This window comes from Falsirhodobacter xinxiangensis (assembly GCF_004959935.1).
In the GTDB taxonomy this organism is placed as follows: Bacteria; Pseudomonadota; Alphaproteobacteria; order Rhodobacterales; family Rhodobacteraceae; genus Falsirhodobacter; species Falsirhodobacter xinxiangensis.
Map to the genome: position 1 here is coordinate 1 of NZ_SMYN01000027.1, position 24,203 is coordinate 24,203.

Genomic DNA, 24,203 nt, shown 5'->3' on the forward strand with positions numbered 1-24,203 from the left:
TGGAGAGGTGATGGTGGGCGGCACCGTCTCTCGCGTCGTCCAGTCGCACCGTGAGGGGTGGGCCGTAGGCGACATCGCGCTGTCGGGCAATGGATGGCAAAGCCATGCGATCTCGGATGGCAGCGGGCTGCGGAAGCTGGATACGGCGGATGCGACGGCGCTGCATGTTCTGGGAATGACCGGCTTTACCGCATGGGCGGGTCTTGGCAACATCGGAAAGCCGAAGCCAAACGAGACGGTTGTGGTCGCGGCGTCCAGTGGCCCGGTCGGGTCGATGGTCGGGCAGATCGCCAAGCTGCGCGGTGCCCGTGCGGTCGGTATCGCCGGTGGTGCGGACAAATGCGCCTATCTGGTGGACGATCTGGGCTTCGACGCCGCCATCGACCACCGCGCCGAGGATTTCCCCGAGCGTCTGGCCGAGGCCTGCCCGAACGGCATCGACGTCTATTTCGAGAATGTCGGCGGGGCGGTGTGGCAAGCCGTCTTGCCGCTGTTGAACAAGTTCGCCCGCGTGCCAGTTTGCGGGCTGGTCGCGCATTACAATGATCACGGCGATGCCGAGGGCCCGGACCTGCTTCCCGCCACCATGAAGGCAGTGCTGACGAAAAGCCTGACCCTGCGCGGGTTCATCATGGCCGAGTTCATGGAGGCCCAGATGTCGGAGTTCCTGACCGAAGCCTCAGGCTGGGTCGCGGATGGCAAGTTGCGCTGGCGCGAGGATGTGGTGGACGGCCTCGACGCCGCACCCGAAGCGTTCATCGGAATGCTGGAGGGGAAGAATTTCGGCAAGCTGATCGTGAAGGTCGCATAAGCAGCTTCAATCGGCTGCCCGCCACTCCCACGGCTTGACAACCTCGCCCGCTCAGAGACTGAGTCGGCACTGCCGTGCGGCATCGTCTTTCGAGCCATAGATCGCCCCTTCGGATCGGCGGTAGGTTACCGCCCATCCATTATGCGCCATTCAGGGTGTTAACGCTGACGCCGCCTGCGTTGCAGGTAGTGACAGTGCGGCCGTATCGCTCGGTATCTCGCGCTTGGCTGCTCCGGCATACTCGGAGCGGTTCAAGGAGATGCTTGCACAAATCGCTGCGTGTCACTGCAAGGCGCGTGCCTGGTCGACGGCCGTTCAGAAGAACGTTGCGTCCGTGCGCGCCGATCTAGTCCACGACCGAACCCTCCTTGCCGGAGTGTGGGCCGAGGTTCGGAACAATGGGGCCAAACTCCCGTTCCAAGAGCCGACGGGAGCTTGGCGGAACCCCTGCTGACGCCGTCTCGCCCAGAAGGAGTTATTTATGCTTGAAGACAAGACAAAAACCATCACTGCCAGTTTCGACAAACGGGAAGCGGCGGATCGCGTGGTAGAGCATCTGGTGCAACAACACGGACTGAGCCGCGCCGATGTCTTCGTGGAGGCTGCGGGTGAACGGAATTCGATCGGCACTGCCGAGTCGGGCGGCGATGCCGAGTCAGCGATTGGCGACGACGGCCGATCGGACGGCGCGGTGGCGGGGCTCATCCGTGTCTCCGTTGTCGTGGCGAAGGGCGACGTTCCCGCCGTTCGAAAAGCCTTCACGGAAGCGGGTGCGTTGGACTCGGATATCCGCTGAGATCACGAAGGGGACGAGCACCATTTATCATCCCAGTCCTGCAGCTTAACTCTCCCTATGGCGCGCCTCGGGGATGGGGCTGAGCCATGCGCTGTATTTTGTCAGCGGAAAAGACGCGATCGAGGCCGCCAATGGCACGCCGGAGTGGACGGGGCTACGCCGTCAGATTGCGTAATTTCGTTACCGTGCGCGTGGACAAGGGCAAGGCAGAGGTTGTTTGCATCTCAGTCTACCGGCGCAAGGCCCATGAAGAGGGGACTGCAATATAGTATGCGCAGGTCGCGCTGCACGCGGAATAGCTTATTTCGCTTACACGAGTTTATGAAGGGGGCATTTGCCCCCCCCCTTTTGTTCATGCAGCCATATGACGTTTCCAGAATCGAAGCGTCCGGCAGGCCGCAATAAAGCCTTTTGCGTCGCTCGCATCGATGAACCCGTCGTCGAGTTCCTCGGGCAGACCAGCTTCGGTGAACAACACCTTCGCTGCTTCGTTGTATGCCGCAAACTTGTAATGCGCCCATGTCGTCGCGGCGAAGTCGCGAGCGGCGGGGATTCTGGCCAGCATCTTCACTTGGTCCTTGGATGGCAGGATCGCGACGGCGTCGAAGATGGCGGAGGGCGCACCCGCGACCATCTCGTCCAGCGGTAGGTCGGACCCGTCGGACAGAGTCACGCTGCCCGCCATAGGCCCGACGAACATCAGCATTGCGCCCTCGGCTTTCGCAGCCTTGGACAGCGCATTCAGGGTGAGAGCATCGCTGCCGTCCGTAACCAGGACGCCGATCTTGCGACCGGCGAAGCTGTCCGGCCCGTTCTTTAGGATCGACAGGGCGGGGCTTTCGGCAAGGTCCGTGCGGGTCGGCACCGCAGCCACGGCGGGTTGGGGGAGTTCCTTGATGCCCAGCCCCTCGGCCACTCCCTTTGCCAGATCTTCGTGAATGTTCAGCAGGTGCGAAACCATACGCTCGCGGATCTCGGCCATCTTGACCTTGGACAGCTCGAACACCAGCGCGGCAGTGATGTGGTCCTGTTCGACCGCAGTCTGGCTTATGTAGAACTGGCGCGCCTGCGAATAATGGTCGGCAAAGGTCTCCGAGCGTTCGCGCAACTTGGTGCCTTCGACCGGCACGGGATGGGTCTTCAGGCCGGCGGCTGTCTCGCGCGGGCCACCAGCGGTGCCGCCCCAGCCATTGGGTTCGTAATTCGCGCGGCCGCGCGGATTGTGCATCGCCATATGGCCGTCTTGCTGGAAATGGTGGAACGGGCAGCGCGGAGCGTTGATCGGGATATGGTTGAAGTTCGGGCCGCCCAGCCGTTTCAACTGCGTGTCGAGATAGCTGAAGTTGCGCCCTTGCAGCAGCGGATCCTCGGAAAAGTCGATGCCGGGGACGATATTGCCGGTCTGGAAGGCGACCTGCTCCGTCTCGGCGAAGAAGTTGTCGGGCATCCGATTCAGAATCATTCTGCCGATCGGGCGGACGGGCAGGATCTCCTCGGGGATGATCTTGGTCGCGTCCAGAATGTCGAAGTCGAACTGCTCTGCAAAAGCATCGTCGAAGACCTGCACACCCAGCTCCCATTCGGGAAAGTCGCCTGACTGGATTGCGGTCCAAAGGTCGCGGCGGTGGAAATCGGGGTCGGCACCATTGATCCGCACAGCCTCGTCCCAGATCACCGATTGCAGACCCAGCTTGGGCTTCCAGTGGAACTTGACGAAGCTCGCCTTGCCCTCGGCATTGATGAAGCGAAACGAGTGGACGCCGAACCCCTCCATGAACCGGAAGGACCGCGGGATGGCGCGGTCCGACATGGTCCACATGATCATATGCATGGATTCCGGCATCAGCGAGATAAAGTCCCAGAAATTGTCATGTGCCGTCTGGGCTTGCGGAAATGCGCTGTCCGGTTCGGGCTTCGCCGCATGGATCAGGTCGGGGAACTTGATCGCATCCTGAATGAAGAATACGGGAATATTGTTGCCGACCAGATCCCAGTTGCCTTCTTTGGTATAGAACTTGACGGCGAAGCCGCGCACGTCGCGTGCTATGTCCATCGACCCCTTGCTGCCCGCCACGGTCGAAAAGCGCACGAACACCTCGGTTTTTTCGCCGGGGCGCCGGAAGATGTCGGCAGCGGTCAGGTCGCTCAGATCCTCGTAGGTCTCGAAATAGCCATGTGCGCCATAGCCGCGGGCGTGGACGACACGCTCCGGAATTCGCTCGTGGTCGAAGTGAAAGATCTTTTCACGAAACGCCTGATCCTCGATCAGTGTCGGGCCGCGCCGTCCTGCTTTCAGGCTGTTCTGGTCATCGGAAACCGGAGCGCCGACCTGCGTGGTCAAGGCAGGAACGTCGCCGCCTGCTTGCTGATGGGTCTCACCGCCGCTTCCAGTGACCGTGGTGTTGTCCTTGGCTGACATGCTGATGCTCGCTTGCTTGGAATGATTGCTGGCTGCAGGAGCGGGACGGGTGCCGCGCCACGCCGTCATATCAAGAGTAAGAAGCGACGGATGTTCCACGTCTGCCGGAAAGCAGGCGAACAGAATTCAGTAGGATACCTCGCGCTTAACGCTTACGGCGGTGCCGTGCGGGCATCGCATTTTTCGATTTTTTGGCTGGAAGGCGCCAACGCTTGAGCCCGCATCCTGTTGCTTAGGCGATCTCGCGGCAATCAGGAACGTGGCATGGGAGGAAATCAGATGCTTCGCTATTTATGAAACCATCGGGGTTGAGGGGGATGATACGGCGTGGGTAGGCAATAGGCGAAATCTTGGTGAGTTCAAAACCCGCTGGGACGCCGAGAGTTTCTAAAGTTTCGGCCATCCTAGTTGGCGACGCGTATCCGATCAAATCAGTATGCTCATCGCTTTGAATTTAGCGAGCTTTTACGGACATTTGAGTTAGGCGCGGTCGGTCCGCAAACTTGATACGGCCTTTTGGTTGTCATCGGGCTGCTGTCGCTGATCTTCTGATCAACGCAAAGCGGCCAAGGGCAGAATATAAAACGACTACGAAGCTTTCGGCCCATAGGAACTTTCCCGATCTCTAGCGGTTGCTCGAGACAGTTTCTGGGGAGGACGCTATGAGCCGCATCGACGAGGTCGAAAAACGCGCATACGAGATATGGGAGCGGGAGGGCCGGCCCGACGGCGCCCACGAGGATCACTGGCGACGCGCAAAGGAAGAGCTCGGCACGGATGAGCCTCAAGAAAAGGAAGTCGGCGGTATGCTCGGAGGCCAGTCGCCCGAGCCGGGGAGCCGCGAACAGAACCTCTCCCGCAGCGTCTCGCCGCCGCTTTCGCGGTGATCCCACCCGGTGGAGATCGAAAACGCCTTTGCGCGCGCGGCCATTACAAGTCGCGGGCGGTTCGACAAGCTGGGCAGCCCAATCATGTTTCATCCCTTGCGCGTGATACTGGCCTCCACCATGCCGGACGCGCAAATCGTGACTGTGCTGCCGGCGAAATACTCGGCCGCCCTGAAATTGACTGGAGCGCCCCCACCTGATTTGGGCGGAGAGGCTAAGCTATCTGGCTGGGAACCGCAGACAGCAGCGAATAGGCATATCAAAAACTGGGTCGCGAATGGATAAGTTTATTAAAGCTGCTCGACTGACCGAAATCATAGTGGCCATTCCGATCCGAGACGAGGAAGCGACCATTGGGCTGCTTCTCGAAGCCTTAGCACGCGCTGCGCGCCGGTCGCCGCTGCCTGTGACCGCGCTCGTCTTCGCCAACAATTGCATCGATCACAGCGCCGCCCGCGCCCGCGCATTCTCCGATCCATTTCTTGCGATCGAACTCCACGAGGTCAGCCTGACCGATGCCAGCGCAGGTCGCGCGCGCGGCCTTGCCATGGAACTCGCCATGCGGGACGGGGCGCTACTGATGACGACTGATGGCGATGCGGAGCCGGATGCGGACTGGATTGCAGCCGCCCTGCGTGCAACGCTTTCCGGTGCCGATCTGGTCTGCGGGACCATTGGTTGCGATTGCAGCCATGTCCTTGCCACGCCCTCGGGCCGCCGCATCACCTCCGTCGAGATTGCCTACGCAGATTTGCAGCACGAACTCAGGCACGCAATCGACATCATGGCGGGGCGGCAGGGCACATCTCGGCCCCACTATATCGAGTCCGGCGCCTCAATGGCGATCCGCGCGGATCGCCTCCGGATGATTGGCGGGCTTCCGGATGTCGGATCAAGCGAGGATCGCGCGCTTGTCCACCGTGCCGAGGAAGCCGGCCTGACCATTCGTTACGACGGCGCCATGCGAGCCCATGTCTCCGCCCGCCTGCACGGCCGCGCGCGCGGCGGTATGGCCGAGACGCTGCAGGCGCGGATGGTCGATCCCGATCCGTTGGCCGATCAGGCCATGCTGCCGGTCGATACGCTCGCACGTCTTTGGCGCACCGCAGTTTCCGGCCTCGCCTTGCCCTTTCCCAGCCGCGCCGTCGCATTCGGGCGGCAATTGCGCGCATCGGATCTGGAAAGGGACTTGCCGAACCTGGAGCGTCTGCTTTCTGGAGCCGCCCGCCCAGCCTTCGCCCAATGGCGGGAGGGCACCGCCGCATGATCCGCGGGGCAGCAGAACTCGTGGCGGCTGCGGCACCGGAATCCGGTCTCGCCCTCGCCGACGCTCTGCGTGCCGGTGGCCTTCTGCCGGAATGCGCGACGCTTGCCCATCATGCCCAAGACCCCGCGCGTCTGATGCGGGCGCTGGTCGCAATCGGCCGTGCGAACATGTCCGCCGGGCGGATCTTTGAAGGACATGTCAATGCGGTGAAACTGCTGCATCTGTTCGGCGCACCGCTGGATGATGTCCGCGCCGGCCTGCTGTTTGGCATTTGGGGCGCGGATGGGCCCGACCCCGCACGGATCGAAGGGGACCGCCTGCGCGGCGCGAAACTGTTTGCCAGCGGTGCGGACGTGCTGGACCGCATGATCGTGACCGTGCGGCTGGACAATCAACCGCAGCTTCTGCTGCTGCGCCGCGACCAGCTTGAAGGCCGCCTGTTTCCAAAGGAATGGGACGTGTCGGGAATGAAGGCTACCGCCTCGGGGCGCTGCAATCTGGAGGGGTTGTCGCTGTCCGAAGCCGTCCCGCTGGGCACCCCAGGCGATTACCTCACCGAGCCGCATTTCCAAGGCGGCGTCTGGCGTTATGCCGCCGTCCAGCTCGGCGCGATGCAGGCGCTGACCGCAATTACCGCCGCCCAACTTGCAAAGCGTGGTCAGCAGAACGCGCCGCTGCAATCGCTTCGCCTGCGCCGGATGGTGACGGCCTGCGAGACGGCGCGACTGTGGCTGCTGCAAGCCGCCCGCGCGGTCGAACGCCCCGCGGCGACCCCCGCCGATGCCGAGGCCGCAATTCTTGCCAGACTGGTCACAGCCGACGAGGCCACCGCTTTGATGGCCGCGATGGATCAGGCGCTTGGCGCGGCGTCTTTCGCAACCGCTCATCCCGCCGACCGCATTCGTCGCGATCTGACCTTCTACATCCGTCAGGCCAATCCAGACGCGCTCGGTCAAAGCGCGATGGACCGCATCCTTTCCAACTCCGCGCGGATGGAGCGCTGGATTCCATGAGCGGATTTCTGGAAGCCGCCGCCGCCGCGCCGATAATCCACCCTACCGATCTGGTCGGAGCGCGCCCGCTGGTCATCCTAGCGCCGCACCCCGATGACGAAACCTTGGGCTGCGGGGCGCTTTTGTTCGATTGCGCCGCCGCAGGCGTGCCCTGCACGGTGATCTGCGTGACAGACGGCAGCCGGTCGCATCCCAATTCCCGCGCCTATCCCGCAATGGCGCTGGCGGACCTGCGGAGGGGCGAATTCGAAGCCGCTGTGTCAATGCTCGCGCCCTATGCCCGCACCCACTGGCTTGGCCTTCCCGATTGCGGCATTCCGCCGGACGCAGGCATCGTTGACCTTCTACCGCCAAATGCCCTGCTGCTCGCCACATGGGAGGGCGATCCGCATATCGATCACGAGATGACGGCACGGCTCGCTGCCCGCGCGGCAGCGAAACGGCCCGACATCGCGCTGATGCTCTATCCCGTCTGGGGCCGCTTCACCGATCGCTGCGTCCCGGTCTTTCACCTGCACGCCTCGCCCGCTGCCCGCCATGCCAAACGCGCCGCATTGGCCTGTCACCGCAGCCAGATGACTTCGTTGATTCAGGATGACCCCGAGGGCTTCGTCATGGAGGACTGGCGCCAGCAGCATTTCCTTGAGACCGAGGAGATTGTCATTGCCCCATAGCCGCACCTTTGAACACCTGTCCCGCCTCTATGCCGCCAGCGACGATCCGTGGGGCCATCGCACCAGCCGTTACGAAGCCGCCAAATTCGACGCGACCATCGCAGCGCTCGGCCCCGACCGTTTCCACGACGCGCTTGAAATAGGGTGCGGCAATGGGACTTTGGCCGCCCGTCTGGCCCCGCATTGCGACAAGCTCACGCTCGTTGAGTGCATTCCGGCTGCCGTTGCTTCGGCTCGCGCTGCAGTCCCGCAGGCCACCGTCCTTCAAGGCACCGCGCCCGCCGATCTACCCGACATGCGACCCGACCTCGTCCTGCTTTCCGAAGTCCTGTATTTCATGACCGAAGACGGGGTCGTGACGTTGGGCCAATGGCTACGGCGAAACGCGCAGGGGCCGGTGATCGCCGTCAACTGGACTGGTCCAACGGACGAGGATCTGGACGGCGACGCAGCGATCAGAGTGCTCTCGACCGTGCTTGGCGCGCCGCGAACAGTGACGCATGACTGCTTCCGTATCGACCGTTTCGACTAGGCATTCGTTTCGCCTGTGTCTGAGCGCCATATCTCAACCACCTTCGTGCAAACTGCAATTTGGCGCGCAGTTTCATCACATGCGGTCATCGGATCACCATCGCAGCACGAGAGATCAAGGGTGACGTCGCGGGCGATCCGCTCCACATCGGCGCCGAGATTTAACACGTTACCCGACACTCGCTCTGCGCTGCGAGATCGTCGTTTCGCTCAAGAACCTGCGCTAGCGCCCCGTCGCAAACCCAAACGCCGGGCGTGATTGACATCTCTTGAGATAGGAGGTCAGAGGGGGGCGGTCCTTGAGGTCTGTCTTTTGGGAAAGTGCCCAGAGCGAATATCCTACCTGGCAATCGACACCCGAGAACTCGTCGAGCAGCCACTCGGAAGCCTCCAGCCAATCCGAGAGCAAGTTGAGTTTACTGGAGACCCCGTCCGTCGGTCCCGCCAGGAGAGTTTCGCCGAAATGCAACCAGTCCAGCCAAGCAAGGCGGGACGGGTGCGTCGGCGCGCGCCAGAGAGATTGGCCCCACGTCTCGCACAGCCATTCGTTCATGGCTCCCGTCTCGTGGATTGTCGTCTGCCCATCGCGCAGGGAAAACGTCTCACCTTCTCCCGCCAACACCAGCTCATACTCGCAGCCGATCTCTTCGAGCAGCCACAGGATACGGGTAGAGCGGGACCGGCTGAGATGTGTGAGTATGAGGGGCATCACGGCCACGCTGCGAGGATTTCTTCGACACCCGCGGTTTCGATCTGCTCGGAGAACCGGGACCGATAGAGGGCCATCAAGGCATCATGCGTGGCGTCGGCAGAACTGCATGTCGCATCCTCGGCAAGAACAACGCGGAAGCCGCGGTCAACCGCTCCGACCACAGTGCCAAGCACGCAGACATCGGTTTCCCCTCCGGACACCACGATCGTGTCTACGCCGGAATTTGCAAGCATCTCGTCGAGCTTGCCTTCTGTCCACGGCGAGTAAACCATCTTGTCCAGCACTTTCGCAGGCGGACAAAAGTCCTCCAGTTCGGGAACGATACGCAGATACTCGGGGGCAAGCGCCTGGCGGGTCATTCCATTCCACCGCTCGTAATAGCGTCGCCACGAGCCACGGGCGTCCGATGGACGTTGGGGCGGGATGAAGCGCGTGAAGATCGTTCTGTCCGCATGGTGCCGTGCCAACGCTACAACGTCCGGCAGGACCGTTTGCATCCATGGCACGGCCCATGGGAGGCCGGGCCCGAACATGCGCTGCATGTCGATGCAAAGATGGACGCAGTTTGCCCCCAGCGGGCCGTGCCGGATTCCGTCAGCCATGACCATCACCGGGTCTGGACATGCGGCGGTGCGCCTCGGCCACCACGCCTGCGGGCAGTATCTCCGCGGCAGTGGCTTGCAGCTTGTTCAGCAGACCGGGGGTCACCTGTTCGCGCCCGGCCATCATGGCGTCATAGGCCTCGCGGGCAACCCAGGCGGGATCGTCTTTCTTCATGGTCCCGACGCACGTGTCCTCCATTCCCGCGCGCCGGAAGAACTCCGTATCCGTCGCGCCCGGCATCAGGCAGGTCACGGTGACGCCCGTTCCCTGCAACTCATGCGCCAAGGCAACCGAGAACGTGTTAATGAACGCCTTCGTGGCGTTATAGACGGCTTGGAATGTCCCAGGCATGAACCCTGCAATGGATCCGGTCACCAGGATGCGCCCCTGACCGCGTGCCGCCATCCGGCGCGCGATCGGGTGCAGCAGGTGCAGGGTGCCCATCACGTTCGTCAGGACAGTGCGCTCAATCCCGTCCAGCGGTTGTTCCAGAAAGCTGTGGCCAAGGCCGGTTCCCGCGTTCAGGACCAGCAGGTCCACCTCCCGCCCCGCAATGATGGCGGTCAACGCGTCCACGCCGTCGGGCGTTGCAAGGTCGACATTGGCCGCCTCGCCATCCAGCGCGATGGCGACGGGATGGATCGCAGGCTCGTTTGCTGCGACGATGACGTGATGACCTTCGGCTGCGCAGACGCGCGCGAGTTCTAAGCCGATCCCTGTCGACGCGCCGGTGATGACAGCAAGGGTCATGGGTTCAGCACCACCTTGATGCAGCCGTCGGCCTTGTCACGGAACGTCTTGTAGAGCTCCGGACCGTCCTCCAGCCGCCCCTTGTGGGTGATGACGAAAGAGGGATCGATCCGCCCTTCCTCGATCAGGCCCAGCAGCTTGGGCAGGTAGCGCTGCACCGGCGTCTGAGCCATGCGGAAGGTTAGCCCGCGATTGATGGCCGAGCCCATCGGGATCTTGTCGACATAGCCTCCATAGACGCCGACGATCGACACGGTGCCGAAGTTGCGGCAGCACATGATGGCTTGGCGCAGGACGAACGGGCGGTCGGTGCCCATGAAGGTCGCGACCTTGATGCGGTCGACCACGGCCATGAAGCCGGACGCCGTATCGGGTTCGGTCCCCACCGCGTCGATGCACGCATCCGCGCCGCGCCCCTCGGTGCGGACCATGATCTCCTCGTAGACATCCACATCGCGGAAATCGAGCACTTCGGCGCCCGCCCTTGCTGCAAGCGCCAGACGCTCGGGCACCGTATCGATGGCGATCACCCGTTCCGCCCCGAGGATGAAGGCGGACCGGATCGCCATCTGCCCGACCGGACCGCAGCCCCAGATTGCAATCGTGTCGCCGGGTTTGATGTCGCAGAATTCGGCCGCCATGTATCCGGTCGGAAAGATATCCGACAGGAACAGCGCCTGATCGTCGTTCAGGTTGGACGGCACCTTGATATGGCCGACATCGGCGTATGGCACCCGCAGATATTCCGCCTGACCACCTGAATAGCCGCCCAGAAGGTGAGAATAGCCGAAAAGGCCCGCGGGCGAGTTGCCCCACATCTTCTTTGCCTTGTCGAAGCTGCGGTTGGATCGCTCGCAGCCCGAGAAGAAGCCGCGTTTGCAGAAGAAACACTCGCCGCAGGCGATGGTGAAGGGCACGACGATCCGGTCGCCGACCTTCAGCTTGCTGGTTTCCGATCCGACCTCGACGACTTCGCCCATCGTCTCGTGGCCGATGACGTCGCCATGTTCCATGCAGGGGATGACGCCGTCATAGATGTGAAGGTCCGATCCGCAGATGGCGCAGGACGTGACCTTGATGATGGCGTCGGTTGCTTCCTCGATCTTCGGATCGGGCACCGTCTCGTGCCGCATATCGCCTTTGCCGTGCCAGGTGAGTGCCTTCATCGTCGTCTCCTCAGATAATGGGTTGGCCGCCGGTGATCGCGATGGTCGCGCCGGAGGTGTAGCTGGAGCGCGGATCGGCCAGCATGACATAGGCCGAGGCCAGTTCCGCCGGTTGGCCCGCACGCTTGAACGGCACCTGCTTGCCGAAGTTCGCCACGCTGTCCGCGGGCATGGTCGAGGGGATCAGCGGCGTCCAGATCGGCCCCGGCGCGACGCAGTTCGCGCGGATACCCTGTTCGGCGAGACCCTGCGCCAATCCGGCGGTGAAGTTCTGGATCGCGCCCTTGGTGGTTGCATAGGCGAGCAGACCGGGGTTCGGTTTGTCAGCGTTGATCGAGGTGGTGTTGATGATCGACGAGCCCGGTTTCATGTGGGGCACAGCAGCCTTTGTCAGATAGAACATCGCATGGATATTCACCGCAAAGGTCAGCTCCCATTCATGATCGGAGATGTCCGTGATGCTGTCGAACGTCGCCTGATGGGCGGCGTTGTTTACAAGGATGTCGATGCCGCCAAGGTCCGTCACCGCTTTCTCGACGATATGGCGGCAATGCGAAGCGTCTTGAATGTCGCCCGCCACCAGCACCGCCTTCTGCCCTGCTTCGCGCACAAGGGCTGCCGTTTCCTCGGCATCGGCGTCCTCGCTCAGGTAGGAGATCAGAACGTCCGCCCCCTCGCGGGCATAAGCGATGGCGACGGCTCGCCCGATACCGCTGTCTCCGCCGGTGATGATCGCCTTCAGTCCGGCAAGGCGTCCAGAGCCGATATAGCTTTCCTCTCCGTGGTCGGGGCGCGGGTCCATCGCGTCTGTGGTGCCGGGCATGGCCTGTTGCTGTGCAGGCTGCGGTGGTGTCGGATGGTCGATCATGTCTTCTCTCCTTCAGGTTTTGATCTGTGTCCAGCCGAGGCAACCTGCCGCCGGGCCTTTTCCGACCATCACCGCGCCGTGCAGATAGAGCCGCCACCACGGGGCGCCTTCGGGCACGTCCATGGCCCAGACCTTGCCGGTATTGTCGGTAGTGATAAGGCTGGCCCCGACCGCCTCTGCCGCGCCGGCAACGGAGGCAAAGCCGGTTCCGGGCGCGAAGGCGACAAGGGTCGGACCGGGCGGGCGAACCGGCGGCACGGCGTTCAGCGCACCCAGCCCAATGGCCAGCAGCGGGACAAAGTAGATCGCACGGCTCGGTTGCTCCTTCCGCCGCAGCAGAGCATATCCTGCCGCAATCGGAAGGATTCCAAAGGCAAGCAGCCAGCCCAGATCCCAGAGCAGCGGCTGCTCGGCCAAGTCCCTGATGCGATGGATGCCCAGAAGCCAGTGCGACAGAACCGCGTCGATCACATGCCAGAGGCCGAACCCGATGCAGGCACTACCCAGCAACGCGTCGTGCTTCGGATCGCGCCACAACAGCCAAAGGCCCGCGATCAGGGCGATAAACATCGCAAGGTGAAACAGTCCGTCCGTCGCGATCAGAAGCGCGACGTTGTCGTTCCAGTCCTCAACGCCGCTGAACAGGTGATGCCATTGCAAGATCTGATGAAGCAGGATGCCGTCGAAGAAACCGCCAATGGAGATTCCGATGAGGATGGCCGGGCGGTTCATAAGCATGTCGCGGCATCGCAGGTTAGGGGCTATCCAAGAACGACAATCAAACCGGAATCTTGTTCCGATGATTGTTGATTGGGCCGCCGAAGCTCTGTTGCACAAAACCGGTGTGGGATTCATCAAAAGCATCCAGCCTGATAGCTGGATGTCATGACCAGACCGAACACACCAACTTGGAAGACGCTGAACTGGCCGCCCAGCAACGAAGCTCGCAAGCACCGGGATCGCCCCCGATCTGGTTTGACCCTGAAATGGCGTGGGCGGCACGCTCGCCGGAACACGTGGGCGACAGCCCGTCTACAGCGATACTGCCGTGCAGACCCGCCTGCCCATGAAAGTCCTTTTCGGCATGACGTCGCAGCGCACGACGGGCTGCGTGGAGAGCCTGTAGCGGTCGATCGGCCTCGATTGGCATGTTCGTGACTTCAGCACCCTGAGCCGCCGCGAGAATACGCTGGCCGAGAACATCCCGTATCGGGGGCGCAGCGTCCGTTACACCTTCTGATCGACAGCCTTGGAATTTAGGTCGAGGGGGAAGGCGAGTGGAACATCCGCAAGCACTGCGGTCTAGGCAGCGTGTGTGGCGCAATATCCACATCGGCGACGAGAAAACCTTGAAGGTTCGGGCCGTCAAGGACATCAGCAGCGATATCGGGGATGTGCCCAAGCTGCCCGAATTGTTAGTCCAGATCCCCGCCGATCAGGACATCGCCATTGTCACGGCTGACTGGGGCTATGACACCCGAAAATGCCACGACGCCATTGCCAATTGTGGGGCCAAGACAGCCATACTGACCCGCAAGAACATCAGGCCATGGAAGGCGATCACGGCAAGCGCGGTTTCGCGCAACGAACTCTGCGAGCACCGAAATACCTAGGCTGCGCGCTCTGGCGACGATGGAGCGGAGATCACCGCCGAAGCCGCATCGAAACCAAGATGCACCGTGCGACACTGCTGGGCCAGCGTCTTATGGCGCAAGACTTCGACGGACAGGTGGTGGAATTCCAGGTCCGTATTGAGGTGCAGAACGGCTTCACTACGCACGGCACTCACCTCGAAAATCCGTTCGGGAACTGGGGCCGTCCCGAGCCAAACCGATTTATGCAACAGAACCGTCCGGCGGCGACAAGATTCAGAGGGCGATTCGCCTTACCAAATCGCGAAACCGGTATCTGCAAAGTTTTCTGCAATCGCCGCAGGGCTCCCGCCACGCTGCATGCCACCTCAGGCTGCAAAAACGGCGCCCGATCCGACGAAGCGATCATCAAGCGTGACGGACAATGGGAGAAGGATTACTCTCGGAACCGTTAAAACTGTATTGTGAGTAATTAGTCATGTCCCAAAAATTCACCATCGGCGCCGTATTCGCGGCAGCATTCCTTGCGTTGTCGTCCTTCGGCGCCTCTGCAGGCACTGTCCTCCTTCAAGGCTCTGCTACCGGCCCAGATATGCTTCGCGGCACCCTGACTTGCGCGCCGTCCTGCGAGGGCCTCCTGACGAGCGGCGCATACTCCATGACGCGCGCCGACGTCTTCACCGCTCATCCCAGCAAGGCGAGCGAGTTGGCTTTCGTCAACGGCAAGACGGGATCTATGTTTGAAGATCTGGTCAAGGACGAAGACCCGGGTAATAGCTTCACATCCGCTGCCGCCTATATCCTGCTCAAGATCGGAGGCGGCAACACGTTCAACGTTGCCCTGATCAAGAACACGTCGGGTGGACTGTTGAGCTTCACCTATGAGGGCGGAAAGCGATCCGGCCTGAGCCATGTTTCGGAATTCGGAATGGCCACCCCGCCCGCCCCGGTTCCTCTTCCTGCCGCGGGCGGGTTGATGGCTGCAGGTATGATCGCGCTCGGCCTCCTTCGCCGCCGCCGCGCGAGCTAACAACTTTGGCCCGGCAGGCCCTTGGGTTCTGCCGGGTCGATCTGCATGATCACCAGGTGGACAGGGCTGAAGCTTTCTATGCACGGTGGGGCCGGTGCATTTTGCGCACAAGTCAGCTACCTGTCATTAGCGATCCCCGAGGTCGCTCGCGGGCGTTCCATGCGAGAAGATTTGTGCTTTCTCCTGCTGGTCACGATTGCCGTTGGTGGGCGCCACATTGCCGTTGCAGTGATCGCGACCATTTAGTTGAGCGCTCATCCCGAGCCGCCTCACCGATAACGGAGACCATCATGCAAACCCACTGCCCTCTCCTGATCGCGACGATCGCCGCCTCGATGGCGTTCCCTGCCGCCGCCCAGATTGACCATTTCGGCCACGCCGAAGGTGCTAGGCACCATCCCGGTGTAAGCGCGGCGACGTGATCGGCCACATGAGCGATCAGCACATTATGTCTGCCAGTCAGCGTGCCGGGTTTCACATCCACGACAAAGGTCAATGCGAGCAAACCTGCCTATCTGTCGAGCACTTAAACGGTGGTCGGTGCCGTATCGCCGTTCTCCTACAAAATAACATCATCAAAATTAACGCCGGGCGAGTGAGAGAGCTTTCTATTCCAAAGGCGGTAAAAGGCGCTGAAAGCCAGACAATTCAGGCGCTTGACAGTTCTGACGTCGCAGCATGCTAGTTTTGGGAGCATCATATGAAATGTGTTTCCATTATTTCCAGGCTCAGCGCTTTTCGTAAGCTCATGTTTTTTCGAGAAAGTGCCCTCCCAGTTTCTTTCCGTTTAGCGATTTGCGACTTTCGCTGCGGCTGCACAACTTCCCGTTGTCGATAACGGTTTCGTAACCTACCGAAAGGGGGCCGGCACTACCGCCGGTTGATTCGGCTCTTTAGCCCGGGAGGCACAAATGAAAGCATTTGCGACCGCACTCGCCGTCTTGATTGCCCCGACCTTCGCCAACGCGTCGACGATCTCCGTTGGCGATAATTATGGAAACGCCTTTACGCTGACCACTGGCGGCTATGTCAGCTACGCCTTTACGGCATCCGAAGCTCTCACGGTCAGCGAAATCGCCGTGGCCGGAACCGGCTTTTCCAATGCCGGTCTCGACAGTGTTCAGTTCGGCCGGGTGAGAACTGGCGTTATCCATTCCTTCGACATGATCGAGTCCGGAAGCGATCCGGACACGTGGGCCGCGATCGGCTTTATCGAAGGCTTCACGCTGGATGTAGGTGAGACCTTCTCCCTGTTCTTCGAAAAGAACTGGGGCTTTTTCGATGCCAACATGGCCATCTCTTTCGCGACTATCGAAATCGAGGCGCCTGCGCCCGTCCCCCTGCCCGCTGCCGGCGGTCTGCTCGCAATCGCCCTTGCCGGACTTGGTGTCGCCGCGGCGCGTAAGAAACGCGCTGCATAAGACCTGCTCCCCATAGCAGTTCAGATCATTTTTTGTCCCAGACTCGCCGCTCGCTAGAGCGGCTTTTTTTACCCCCGCGCGGATAATATTTATACCCCATTTGCGGTATGTGTGATCCGCTCGGCTTTGCCAGTAATTCATCTTCAAATCGGGTCTACCGTTGCCGTGCCGATAGGGAGTGATTTCCCAGGGGGATAACCGTGGCTGAGAGTTGGACGAAAGATCTTGTCTTCGCACATCCGGAAACCGGAGTGGCCACCGTTATTCAGAACTCCGAGGCCGCCAACATTTTCTTCACGTCCTATTGGGCCTGGGCTTTGACCCCGGAGTTTTACGAGGCAGTCTGGGCCTGCGAGGCCGCACCGTTCGATCCCCTATGTGGGGGACGTGCGCACCAAGGTAAGGAATGCGCTTCGCTCCGTCGGCATTGATGTCGAGTAGGCTCTGAGCAGGATCATGCTTGTGATTGCTCGCAGACAATGCCGCTTCAGTTTCGAGGTTCCGAAACCCTGCGATGGCATATAACGCCACGCGATGCATCGCGCCTTCTCGAAGCCTATCCAATTCCGTAACCCCGCCACTGGCGGATCCGTTGTGCTGACGGATACCAGCAGCGCTGTGATGTTTTTATCGACACGCTGGAAGTGGGATGAAGGTGTCGACTTTTTCGCTGCTGCACGGGCTTGCATGATGGTTATGGACGAGTTCGATGACCCTGAGAATGCACGCGCTGCCGTCGTCTTCGCGTTGAAGCAGGTAGGCATCCCGGTCGACTAGATGGCATTTGTGTCTGGTTTCAGTTTGCCTCTTCCAAAGGTGGGCGGGGTCAATATAGCCGGGTATATCGGTATCCAATCATCGACTGCCCGCCGCGGCATGCGGCGCGCTCGCGGACCCGTTGCAGTCATGCGCTGACCCAGAGTGATCTGACAGTATATCCCGCGCGCCCGGATGCGCATCGCGATGTAAGGAGATTAGTCGCAGCATGGCTGCTGCGATGCAGCGAACGGCGGCTATGTCCCACGAACGACGCCCTTGGCGCTAAGGCAATCCAACGTCATCACCTGTTTCTACGCGACGTCTCCCGCCCGCGCAGGGCATCCAGCGCATCGTCGTTGTCGCGGGCCCAGCCGTAGATCAGCTCGATCGGTTCGACGAAACGGCGACCCAACTCGGTCAGGGAGTATTCCACCGCCGGGGGGATCGTGCCTTCGACATGGCGATGAACAAGCCCCGCATGCTCCATGTCACGCAGGGTCTGCGTCAGCATCTTTTTGGACACGCCCGGCACCGCGCGCAGCAACACGCCCGCCCGCGCTGATCCGCCAAGGCGCGCGTGCAGGACATGCAGAACCATGCTCGTCCATTTGGTCGAGAACAGTTCGAGGATACGGCGGGGCGCGCAATCTTCGCGCCAGTCTTCGTCGGAACTCATGAGGGTGGGCACCTAAGGGTCTCTAGGGAACGGTTTGGTTCCGTCTGGCGCATCGCCCGCAACGATCCTAGATCGCGGTGAACACTATTTGGAGACAACCATGACACAGTCCGCGCTTGTCGTCGGCGCCACCGGAATCGCAGGCAGCGCGATCACCCGCCTTCTTCTTGAACAAGGGTGGGAGGTGGCTGGTTTGTCGCGCAGCCCCATGCCGCAAGATGGCGTGCGAGCGATCGCGGGCGATCTGCTCGATCCTCAGACCCTCGGTGCGGCGCTGAGGGATGTCCGGCCCACGCATTTGTTCATCACCACATGGTCCCGGCAGGCGACGGAGGCGGAGAACATTCGCGTCAACGCCGCGATGGTGCGCAACCTTCTGGACGCGCTGCGGCCCGCAGGATCGCTGCGACATGTCGCGCTGGTCACGGGGTTGAAGCATTACCTCGGCCCGTTCGAGGCTTACGGCAAGGGCGCGCTGCCGGACACGCCGTTCCGCGAAACCCAAGGGCGGCTGGATATCGAAAACTTCTACTACGCGCAGGAGGACGCGGTCTTTGCCGCCGCGAAGCGCGACGGCTTCAACTGGAGCGTCCATCGCCCCCATACCGTGATCGGCAAGGCGGTCGGCAATGCGATGAACATGGGGACCACGCTGGCGGTTTATGCCACGATCTGCCGCGAGACGGGACGCCCCTTCGTCTTCCCCGGCAGCGCGGCGCAATGGTCTGGCCTGACCGACATGACCGATGCGCGCCAGTTGGCGGCGCAGATGCTCTGGGCCGCCACAACCGATGCCGCGGCGAACGAGGCGTTCAACATCGTCAACGGCGATGTCTTCCGCTGGTCATGGATGTGGGGCCGGATCGCCGAATGGTTCGGGATCGAGGCGGTGCCCTTCGACAGCACCGTCCGCCCGCTAGAGGCGCAGATGGCAGGTGATGCCGCTGTATGGTCCGAGATCGCCGCGCGTCATGGGCTGGTCGAACCGGACCTGTCCCGCCTTGCCTCCCCGTGGCACACCGATGCCGACCTTGGCCGCCCGATCGAGGTCGTGACCGACATGTCCAAAAGCCGCCGCCTCGGCTTCACCGGCTACCAACCCACCGACGACGCTTTCTTCGATCTGTTCGCAGACCTTCGCGCCGCCCGCCTGATCCCCTGAACCATCGGAGACAATCATGCCGAAATCGAAACTGTTCGAGCCCATCACCATCGGCGGGCTGACGGTAAACAACCGCATCGTCATCGCCCCCATGTGCCAGTATTCCGCCGAAGCTGGCCAAATGACCGACTGGCATCTGATGCACCTTGGCCACCTGTCGCATTCCGGCGCGGGCATCCTGACCATCGAGGCGACCGCCGTCGCCCCCGAGGGCCGCATCACCTATGCCGATGTCGGCCTGTGGAACGACGCGACCGAAGCTGCCATGCGCCGTGTGCTGGAAGGCGTTCGCCGCTGGTCGCCGATGCCCATCGCGATCCAGCTGGCCCATGCGGGGCGCAAGGCCTCGACCGATCTGCCGTGGCAGGGTGGCGCGCAGATCGCGTCCGATCACACGAATGGCTGGCAAACCGTCGCGCCTTCGCCAGTGCCGTTTGAGCCGCACGAGAACCCGCCGACCGAGCTTGACCGCGCCGGCATGGACCGTATCCGCGACGCCTTTGCCGAGGCTGCGCGCCGGTCTGCCCGCCTTGGCATCGACGCGATCCAGATCCACGCCGCGCATGGCTATCTGCTGCACAGCTTCCTGTCGCCGCTGTCGAACCGGCGCACCGACGAATACGGCGGCAGCCTCGAGAACCGCATGCGCTTTCCGCTGGAGGTGTTCGACGCCGTTCGCGCCGCCTATCCGTCCGAGCGTCCCGTGACGGTCCGTGTTTCGGCCACCGACTGGGTCGAGGGCGGCTGGGACACTGAGCAGACCATCGCCTTCGCCAAGGCCCTGGAGGCGCGGGGCTGCGCCGCGATCCACGTCTCCAGCGGTGGGCTGGATGCCGGGCAGAAGATCCCGGTCGGCCCGAACTATCAGGTGCCTCTGGCACGGGCGGTGAAGCAGGCAGTTGGCATCCCCGTCGTCGCGGTCGGCCTGATCACCGAACCCGAACAGGCCGAGGCCATCGTCGCCACCGGCGATGCGGACATGATCGGCGTTGCCCGCACCATCACCTATGACGCCCGCTGGCCATGGCACGCCGCCGCTGCGCTTCAGGCCAGTGTGACGGTGCCGCCGCAATACCTGCGCAGCCAGCCGTCAAACCTGAAGGAGCTGTTCAGGAAAGGCTGAGGCTACATGGGCTCTGCTCGCCAAATTTCGGTGGTGCGAGCCCATCTTAGACAGCCCGTTGGCACTAGGAGCAGTATTGGCGTTTAAGCCCATACCTCCCGTTCGTCGGAAGAGCTGCGGTGCGCCTCGGCAGCTACCTGAAAGCCCTAAAGCCCAAGTTGGAGACACTCTTTCCGATGATAGGTATTAGTGCTCAACCTGCACTCCACTTCCGATTCCGGCAGGCGAAAAAATTTTTTGAGCCATATGAAACAAACACGTGCGAGCCTACCAGCAAGAATAAGCTTTTGATTAACGCGAACGGTTTGGCGGCGAGATATCCTTTTTATAAATGGGGCGCCGTTTCCCTCTCAGGTTATTGATTCGCCCGGCGACCGAGCTGTTCTTGATGTCTGAATTTCGAACGCAGGTTACGGAAACAGGAGGCATAACGCATCTTCGGCGGCTTGCAGCCTATCGAGATGGAAACCGCCCGTTGTAGTCGTGCCTGCATGGGCTACTTACGGGACGGGTCGGATGATCTGACCCACACACGACCACATCCGGACAATTTGGAGATTCCAATGTTCCTGCGTGTCGACAAGCTTCAGATAGATATACCCCCGCCCAAGCGCCAAGATCCAAACGCCGCTGCTGCCTTGCAAGAATTGCTCGGTGGCAAATACGGCGAGATGTCCACCCTCGGGAACTATATGTTCCAGAGCTTCAATTTCCGCAGCAAGTCAAAGCTGCGTCCTTTCTACAGCCTCGTAGCGGCGATCACTGCCGAAGAACTTGGCCATGTGGAGCTGGTCAGCAACGGCGTATCCATGCTGGCGAACGGGCCGGACGCCGACAAAGACGACAGCGAGATGGGCGGCGACATCTCCGGCGCGCCCTATGAGGCGATGAAGGACATCCGTCTTGCCAACGCCTTCTATTCGGCAGGCGGCGGCGCCATGCCGGTCAACAGCAACGGCGCGTCCTGGAACAACGATTTCATAACGACGACCGGCAACCTCGTCGTCGACCTGCTGCACAACTTCCATCTGGAATGCGGTGCGCGGCTTCACAAGCTGCGGGTCTATGAATCGCTGACCGATCCCACGGGACGCGAGGTGTGTGGCTATCTCCTCGTTCGTGGTTCGGTCCATGCCCATGCCTACGCGCTGGCCCTGAAGAAGATCACCGGCGTCGATCTGGACAAGTTCCTGCCGACGCCGAATATCCCGCTGGGCAACATTCCCGAATGCCAGAAGTATCTGGAAGAAGGCTCCCACCGCCGTCTCTATACGTTCAGCGGCGAGGATTATCAGGAGATGAAAGGCATCTGGGGCAATGGCGAGGTTGCGCTGCCGGACGATCCGCCGGGCGAGCTGGAGGTTGTCGACGGGATGCCCGAGGGCGGCAAGATCCATGACCTGACCGGCGTGCCCTCGGCCTTCACGCCAGATTACGCGCCCGAAGAAATGTTCGAGATTGCCGAGAAGCTCTACAAGAAATCTCGGTAATGCGGCGGCGGCGCACACTTGCGCCGCTTTTTCAAATGCTTCCCTCTCCCGTAAACTAAACCCCTCAACGATGGATGGGCACATCGCGGCTCGTCCGCCTTCAGGATATGAATGCAATCCTCGAACAGACGTCCGGACGATATCCAATCTTCCCCTGTGAACTTCGACTGCGTGATAGTTGGCGGAGGTCCGGCCGGAATGACAGCAGCCATTTACCTAGCCCGCTTTCACCGTAGCGTCGTAGTCATCGATGCCAATGAAAGCCGCGCGGCGCTCATACCGCGATCGCACAACCACCCTGGATACTCCGATGGCATTCGCGGCGAGACGCTTCTCGGCACGATGCGTGATCAGCTGCGCCATCTCGACATTGTCACGGTCGCGGCAGATGTTCAGTGCGTGGCAGCTTTAGCGGATGGCGGCTTCCAGATCGATGCCGGTGGGACGTTTCAAGCGCGCCATGTGATCCTCGCAACCGGTGTCCTCGACCGGGTGCCGCCGGTCTCAAGTCCGTTGTCTCAGGTGCGTAAAGGACTCATTCGACAGTGCCCGGTCTGCGACGCCTATGAATTGACGGGTAAGGTGATAGGCGTCATTGGCACTGGCGACTGTGCAGCCGGCGAAGCGCTTTTCCTGAGCCATTACACGCAAAACGTCGTGTTACTTACTCTTGGCCAGCCTTTGGATATCTCGGAAAGAGTGCTTACTAAGCTTCACGAAGCACAGGTGCAGATTGTCACGAACGATGTAGAGGGGTGGGACTTCGACGAGGATCGCGTTGTTGTCCGTCTGAATAATCTCTCATCGATAGTGTTTGCGGCTGTGTATTCGGGCCTGGGGAACGAGCCGCGCACGAGCTTGGCCATTCAGGTCGGTGTCGAGCTTTCTGAAGACGGGCGTATTCTAACCGACCCGCATCAGAAAACTTCTGTTGATGGTATCTTTGCGGCAGGGGACGTCGTGACGGGATTGAACCAGCTGGCCGTTGCAATGGCTCAGGGAGAGATTGCGGCGACGCGTATCCACAATTCGCTGCGACTGAGCGAGAGGCGGTGTCTCGCGGAGACGCTTTAGCGTTTAGATCTGCGTCCAGCTTACACACCCCGCCGCCGGGCCGCGCCCAACTGCGACAGCTCTGTGCAGGTAGAGCCGCCACCAGGCCGCCTCCGCCGGCATATCGAACGCCCAGACCAGTCCGCTGGCATCTGTTTGCATCAGGTTGGCATCAACGGCATCCGCGGCGGCCACGATCGAGCCAAAGTTTGTGCCGGGTGCGAAGGCGACGATCGTGGGCCCTCCCGGCGAGACGACTGGAAACGCAGTGATCGCCCCCATCCCGATCGCAACCAGAGCAATCATTGACGTGGTTCCGCGCATTGTGGGCATGGGTCGCTGTGCTCGGCGCCAGCCAAGCGCGATGGAAAAAAGCCCAAAGATCAGAAGCCAACCGACGTCCCAGAGAAGAGGCATCTCGGCCGCGTCCCGGACGCGGTGAATGCCGAGCAGCCAATGCGACACGACTCCATCAAGGACATGCCAAAGCCCGAACCCGACAAGCGCCGCGCCAAGGGCATCTGGACGGGACTGGCCCTTTCCCCGCATGAGCCATAACCCGATCAGAAGTGCTGCAAACATGGCAAAGTGAAACAGCCCATCCATGGTAATCTGGAAAGATAGATCCCCGCTCCAAGCATCGACGCCGCTAACCAGATGGTGCCATTGCAGCAATTGATGCAGAATAATGCCATCGAAAAACCCTCCGATGGCGATACCAAGAATTAGTGCGGGGCGATTGATCGTAACACCGATCATTTGGCACCTTCCTGAAGCCACTCCTGCAGATGCGCCTCAGTCAGGTCTTCACCCAACTGTCTGCGCCGCTTGAGGGACTTGACGCTGAAGTCGAACGCCTTTCCGGCGAAATCATCCTGGGGATCGTCGAGGACAAGATGCGTGAAACGCCGTCTTTCCACATCAAATTGCTCGATGACGCGGGCTGATTGCGCGGCAAACGCAAGGTTCTGCGCGCGTCCTGCGACGCCATTCAGCGTGGGCTTCAGGTTTCGCGCCAGTGGAAACAAATCCAGCGCGAGGATCGCAGCCTCTCCGCCGCGGTCCAGCATGGCGGGAAGAGGTAGGTTTTCGCAAAGGCCTGGATCGAAGTAGGTTCGCCCCGCAATGGTAATGGGGCGGAACAGGCCCGGCAGGGCAGTGCTGGCCATGATGTGATCCACTGTCAGCCGCTCGTTGCGATTGCGGAATGCGACCACTTCCCCGTCTCGGCATCAAGGGCCGTGAACGTGATCTCGATGGGGCAATCGTTCAGCCTTTCGAAGTCGATGCTGCGTTCCAGAAGCCGCAGCATGGAGTCGCGTTTGAAAAGCGAAACGTCCGGGGGGACAAAGGGCAGCAGCTCCAACAGTGAGCTACTCCCCTGAAATCGGACAGTGACG

The 24,203-nt window shown here is 61.4% G+C and carries 26 protein-coding genes and 1 pseudogene; 16 read left to right on the top strand and 11 right to left on the bottom strand.

Going from position 1 to position 24,203, the window contains the following annotated elements:
* Window positions 1-811 (top strand): NADP-dependent oxidoreductase (locus E2K76_RS18530; RefSeq protein WP_136685932.1); only part of this gene is annotated, 811 nt, incomplete at its 5' end.
* A 481-nt stretch (window positions 812-1,292) separates the two neighbouring features.
* Window positions 1,293-1,607 carry a hypothetical protein gene (locus E2K76_RS18535; RefSeq protein WP_136685933.1) on the top strand — a complete coding sequence of 105 codons (315 nt, stop codon included), beginning with the start codon at window positions 1,293-1,295 and terminating at the stop codon, window positions 1,605-1,607.
* Window positions 1,608-1,959: 352 nt separating this feature from the next.
* Here the strand turns inward: E2K76_RS18535 and E2K76_RS18540 are convergent, their stop codons facing one another.
* On the bottom strand, window positions 1,960-4,026 hold the full coding sequence (locus E2K76_RS18540) for a catalase (protein ID WP_136685934.1): 2,067 nt from the start codon (window positions 4,024-4,026) through the stop codon (window positions 1,960-1,962).
* A 662-nt stretch (window positions 4,027-4,688) separates the two neighbouring features.
* On the opposite strand from E2K76_RS18540, the gene E2K76_RS18545 reads away from it, so the two are divergent.
* The 5 genes from E2K76_RS18545 to E2K76_RS18565 all read left to right on the top strand — a co-directional run bounded on the left by E2K76_RS18545 (window position 4,689) and on the right by E2K76_RS18565 (window position 8,399).
* A complete protein-coding gene (locus tag E2K76_RS18545; RefSeq protein ID WP_136685935.1) occupies window positions 4,689-4,913 on the top strand; it encodes a DUF2934 domain-containing protein in 225 nt (74 codons plus the stop codon).
* A 277-nt stretch (window positions 4,914-5,190) separates the two neighbouring features.
* Window positions 5,191-6,180, top strand: a complete 990-nt coding sequence (locus tag E2K76_RS18550) for a glycosyltransferase family 2 protein (protein WP_136685936.1) — start codon at window positions 5,191-5,193, stop codon at window positions 6,178-6,180.
* Window positions 6,177-7,193: an acyl-CoA dehydrogenase family protein gene (locus E2K76_RS18555; protein WP_169053389.1), complete on the top strand. Its 1,017-nt coding sequence runs from the start codon at window positions 6,177-6,179 to the stop codon at window positions 7,191-7,193. Before E2K76_RS18550 ends, E2K76_RS18555 begins: the two co-directional genes overlap by 4 nt.
* Window positions 7,190-7,867, top strand: coding sequence for a PIG-L deacetylase family protein (locus E2K76_RS18560; RefSeq protein ID WP_136685938.1), 678 nt, complete (start codon window positions 7,190-7,192; stop codon window positions 7,865-7,867). The genes E2K76_RS18555 and E2K76_RS18560 overlap by 4 nt, the downstream gene beginning before the upstream one ends.
* Window positions 7,857-8,399, top strand: coding sequence for an SAM-dependent methyltransferase (locus tag E2K76_RS18565; protein ID WP_169053390.1), 543 nt, complete (start codon window positions 7,857-7,859; stop codon window positions 8,397-8,399). Before E2K76_RS18560 ends, E2K76_RS18565 begins: the two co-directional genes overlap by 11 nt.
* Window positions 8,400-8,621: 222 nt before the next feature.
* On the opposite strand, the gene E2K76_RS18570 is transcribed toward E2K76_RS18565, so the two are convergent.
* Genes E2K76_RS18570 through E2K76_RS18595 form a run of 6 tightly spaced genes read right to left on the bottom strand, consistent with a single transcriptional unit; the run spans window position 8,622 to window position 13,361 of the window.
* On the bottom strand, window positions 8,622-9,107 hold the full coding sequence (locus tag E2K76_RS18570) for a glutathione S-transferase family protein (protein WP_136685940.1): 486 nt from the start codon (window positions 9,105-9,107) through the stop codon (window positions 8,622-8,624).
* On the bottom strand, window positions 9,107-9,712 hold the full coding sequence (locus E2K76_RS18575; protein ID WP_220432303.1) for a cysteine hydrolase family protein: 606 nt from the start codon (window positions 9,710-9,712) through the stop codon (window positions 9,107-9,109). Before E2K76_RS18575 ends, E2K76_RS18570 begins: the two co-directional genes overlap by 1 nt.
* Window positions 9,705-10,463: an SDR family NAD(P)-dependent oxidoreductase gene (locus E2K76_RS18580; RefSeq protein ID WP_136685942.1), complete on the bottom strand. Its 759-nt coding sequence runs from the start codon at window positions 10,461-10,463 to the stop codon at window positions 9,705-9,707. Before E2K76_RS18580 ends, E2K76_RS18575 begins: the two co-directional genes overlap by 8 nt.
* Window positions 10,460-11,629 (bottom strand): zinc-dependent alcohol dehydrogenase, encoded by a 1,170-nt coding sequence (locus E2K76_RS18585; RefSeq protein ID WP_136685943.1) that lies wholly within the window; start codon window positions 11,627-11,629, stop codon window positions 10,460-10,462. The genes E2K76_RS18580 and E2K76_RS18585 overlap by 4 nt, the downstream gene beginning before the upstream one ends.
* Before the next feature lie 10 nt (window positions 11,630-11,639).
* The gene (locus E2K76_RS18590) at window positions 11,640-12,497 is read right to left on the bottom strand and encodes an SDR family oxidoreductase (protein WP_136685944.1); all 858 of its coding nucleotides are present in this window, start codon (window positions 12,495-12,497) and stop codon (window positions 11,640-11,642) included.
* A 12-nt stretch (window positions 12,498-12,509) separates the two neighbouring features.
* Window positions 12,510-13,361, bottom strand: coding sequence for a DUF2243 domain-containing protein (locus E2K76_RS18595; protein WP_136685945.1), 852 nt, complete (start codon window positions 13,359-13,361; stop codon window positions 12,510-12,512).
* 21 nt (window positions 13,362-13,382) lie between these two features.
* On the opposite strand from E2K76_RS18595, the pseudogene E2K76_RS18600 reads away from it, so the two are divergent.
* The 5 genes and pseudogenes from E2K76_RS18600 to E2K76_RS21155 all read left to right on the top strand — a co-directional run.
* Window positions 13,383-14,304: pseudogene (locus tag E2K76_RS18600) on the top strand (IS5 family transposase); the annotation flags it as partial.
* 263 nt (window positions 14,305-14,567) lie between these two features.
* The gene (locus tag E2K76_RS18605) at window positions 14,568-15,119 is read left to right on the top strand and encodes a VPLPA-CTERM sorting domain-containing protein (protein ID WP_136685946.1); all 552 of its coding nucleotides are present in this window, start codon (window positions 14,568-14,570) and stop codon (window positions 15,117-15,119) included.
* Between the two features lie 290 nt (window positions 15,120-15,409).
* A complete protein-coding gene (locus E2K76_RS21025; protein WP_281280751.1) occupies window positions 15,410-15,541 on the top strand; it encodes a hypothetical protein in 132 nt (43 codons plus the stop codon).
* 489 nt (window positions 15,542-16,030) lie between these two features.
* Complete coding sequence (locus tag E2K76_RS20900) at window positions 16,031-16,540, top strand: hypothetical protein (RefSeq protein ID WP_246033026.1); 510 nt, start codon at window positions 16,031-16,033, stop codon at window positions 16,538-16,540.
* A gap of 534 nt (window positions 16,541-17,074) precedes the next feature.
* Window positions 17,075-17,317 carry a DUF982 domain-containing protein gene (locus E2K76_RS21155; RefSeq protein ID WP_136685947.1) on the top strand — a complete coding sequence of 81 codons (243 nt, stop codon included), beginning with the start codon at window positions 17,075-17,077 and terminating at the stop codon, window positions 17,315-17,317.
* Between the two features lie 283 nt (window positions 17,318-17,600).
* On the opposite strand, the gene E2K76_RS18620 is transcribed toward E2K76_RS21155, so the two are convergent.
* Window positions 17,601-17,975 carry a winged helix-turn-helix transcriptional regulator gene (locus E2K76_RS18620; RefSeq protein WP_136685948.1) on the bottom strand — a complete coding sequence of 125 codons (375 nt, stop codon included), beginning with the start codon at window positions 17,973-17,975 and terminating at the stop codon, window positions 17,601-17,603.
* Window positions 17,976-18,075: 100 nt separating this feature from the next.
* Between E2K76_RS18620 and E2K76_RS18625 the strand changes: the two genes are divergently transcribed.
* The 4 genes from E2K76_RS18625 to E2K76_RS18640 all read left to right on the top strand — a co-directional run bounded on the left by E2K76_RS18625 (window position 18,076) and on the right by E2K76_RS18640 (window position 22,824).
* Complete coding sequence (locus tag E2K76_RS18625; RefSeq protein WP_136685949.1) at window positions 18,076-19,137, top strand: SDR family oxidoreductase; 1,062 nt, start codon at window positions 18,076-18,078, stop codon at window positions 19,135-19,137.
* Between the two features lie 16 nt (window positions 19,138-19,153).
* A complete protein-coding gene (locus tag E2K76_RS18630) occupies window positions 19,154-20,260 on the top strand; it encodes an NADH:flavin oxidoreductase/NADH oxidase (RefSeq protein ID WP_136685950.1) in 1,107 nt (368 codons plus the stop codon).
* A gap of 461 nt (window positions 20,261-20,721) precedes the next feature.
* Window positions 20,722-21,750 carry a manganese catalase family protein gene (locus tag E2K76_RS18635; RefSeq protein ID WP_220432304.1) on the top strand — a complete coding sequence of 343 codons (1,029 nt, stop codon included), beginning with the start codon at window positions 20,722-20,724 and terminating at the stop codon, window positions 21,748-21,750.
* A gap of 111 nt (window positions 21,751-21,861) precedes the next feature.
* Window positions 21,862-22,824, top strand: coding sequence for an FAD-dependent oxidoreductase (locus E2K76_RS18640; RefSeq protein ID WP_136685951.1), 963 nt, complete (start codon window positions 21,862-21,864; stop codon window positions 22,822-22,824).
* Window positions 22,825-22,827: 3 nt separating this feature from the next.
* Here E2K76_RS18640 and E2K76_RS18645 read toward each other — a convergent pair whose 3' ends face one another.
* From E2K76_RS18645 to E2K76_RS20670, 3 genes are all read right to left on the bottom strand, one after another.
* The gene (locus tag E2K76_RS18645; protein ID WP_136685952.1) at window positions 22,828-23,562 is read right to left on the bottom strand and encodes a DUF2243 domain-containing protein; all 735 of its coding nucleotides are present in this window, start codon (window positions 23,560-23,562) and stop codon (window positions 22,828-22,830) included.
* Window positions 23,559-23,972, bottom strand: coding sequence for a patatin-like phospholipase family protein (locus tag E2K76_RS18650; protein WP_169053393.1), 414 nt, complete (start codon window positions 23,970-23,972; stop codon window positions 23,559-23,561). The genes E2K76_RS18645 and E2K76_RS18650 overlap by 4 nt, the downstream gene beginning before the upstream one ends.
* Before the next feature lie 14 nt (window positions 23,973-23,986).
* A partial coding sequence (locus tag E2K76_RS20670) for a hypothetical protein (protein ID WP_220432305.1) occupies window positions 23,987-24,203 on the bottom strand: 217 nt, incomplete at its 5' end.

Bases quoted from the DNA above. Each gene is read 5' to 3' on its own strand.
- E2K76_RS18555 (WP_169053389.1), top strand. From the start codon at position 6,177: ATGATCCGCGGGGCAGCAGAACTCGTGGCGGCTGCGGCACCGGAATCC.
- E2K76_RS18570 (WP_136685940.1), bottom strand. From the start codon at position 9,107: ATGCCCCTCATACTCACACATCTCAGCCGGTCCCGCTCTACCCGTATC.
- E2K76_RS21025 (WP_281280751.1), top strand. From the start codon at position 15,410: ATGCAAACCCACTGCCCTCTCCTGATCGCGACGATCGCCGCCTCGATG.
- E2K76_RS20900 (WP_246033026.1), top strand. From the start codon at position 16,031: ATGAAAGCATTTGCGACCGCACTCGCCGTCTTGATTGCCCCGACCTTC.
- E2K76_RS18635 (WP_220432304.1), top strand. From the start codon at position 20,722: ATGGAAACCGCCCGTTGTAGTCGTGCCTGCATGGGCTACTTACGGGAC.
- E2K76_RS18560 (WP_136685938.1), top strand. From the start codon at position 7,190: ATGAGCGGATTTCTGGAAGCCGCCGCCGCCGCGCCGATAATCCACCCT.
- E2K76_RS21155 (WP_136685947.1), top strand. From the start codon at position 17,075: ATGCATCGCGCCTTCTCGAAGCCTATCCAATTCCGTAACCCCGCCACT.
- E2K76_RS18550 (WP_136685936.1), top strand. From the start codon at position 5,191: ATGGATAAGTTTATTAAAGCTGCTCGACTGACCGAAATCATAGTGGCC.
- E2K76_RS18540 (WP_136685934.1), bottom strand. From the start codon at position 4,026: ATGTCAGCCAAGGACAACACCACGGTCACTGGAAGCGGCGGTGAGACC.
- E2K76_RS18545 (WP_136685935.1), top strand. From the start codon at position 4,689: ATGAGCCGCATCGACGAGGTCGAAAAACGCGCATACGAGATATGGGAG.
- E2K76_RS18630 (WP_136685950.1), top strand. From the start codon at position 19,154: ATGCCGAAATCGAAACTGTTCGAGCCCATCACCATCGGCGGGCTGACG.
- E2K76_RS18605 (WP_136685946.1), top strand. From the start codon at position 14,568: ATGTCCCAAAAATTCACCATCGGCGCCGTATTCGCGGCAGCATTCCTT.
- E2K76_RS18625 (WP_136685949.1), top strand. From the start codon at position 18,076: ATGACACAGTCCGCGCTTGTCGTCGGCGCCACCGGAATCGCAGGCAGC.
- E2K76_RS18650 (WP_169053393.1), bottom strand. From the start codon at position 23,972: ATGGCCAGCACTGCCCTGCCGGGCCTGTTCCGCCCCATTACCATTGCG.
- E2K76_RS18645 (WP_136685952.1), bottom strand. From the start codon at position 23,562: ATGATCGGTGTTACGATCAATCGCCCCGCACTAATTCTTGGTATCGCC.
- E2K76_RS18620 (WP_136685948.1), bottom strand. From the start codon at position 17,975: ATGAGTTCCGACGAAGACTGGCGCGAAGATTGCGCGCCCCGCCGTATC.
- E2K76_RS18590 (WP_136685944.1), bottom strand. From the start codon at position 12,497: ATGATCGACCATCCGACACCACCGCAGCCTGCACAGCAACAGGCCATG.
- E2K76_RS18585 (WP_136685943.1), bottom strand. From the start codon at position 11,629: ATGAAGGCACTCACCTGGCACGGCAAAGGCGATATGCGGCACGAGACG.
- E2K76_RS18595 (WP_136685945.1), bottom strand. From the start codon at position 13,361: ATGCTTTTGATGAATCCCACACCGGTTTTGTGCAACAGAGCTTCGGCG.
- E2K76_RS18640 (WP_136685951.1), top strand. From the start codon at position 21,862: ATGCAATCCTCGAACAGACGTCCGGACGATATCCAATCTTCCCCTGTG.
- E2K76_RS18580 (WP_136685942.1), bottom strand. From the start codon at position 10,463: ATGACCCTTGCTGTCATCACCGGCGCGTCGACAGGGATCGGCTTAGAA.
- E2K76_RS18575 (WP_220432303.1), bottom strand. From the start codon at position 9,712: ATGGCTGACGGAATCCGGCACGGCCCGCTGGGGGCAAACTGCGTCCAT.
- E2K76_RS18535 (WP_136685933.1), top strand. From the start codon at position 1,293: ATGCTTGAAGACAAGACAAAAACCATCACTGCCAGTTTCGACAAACGG.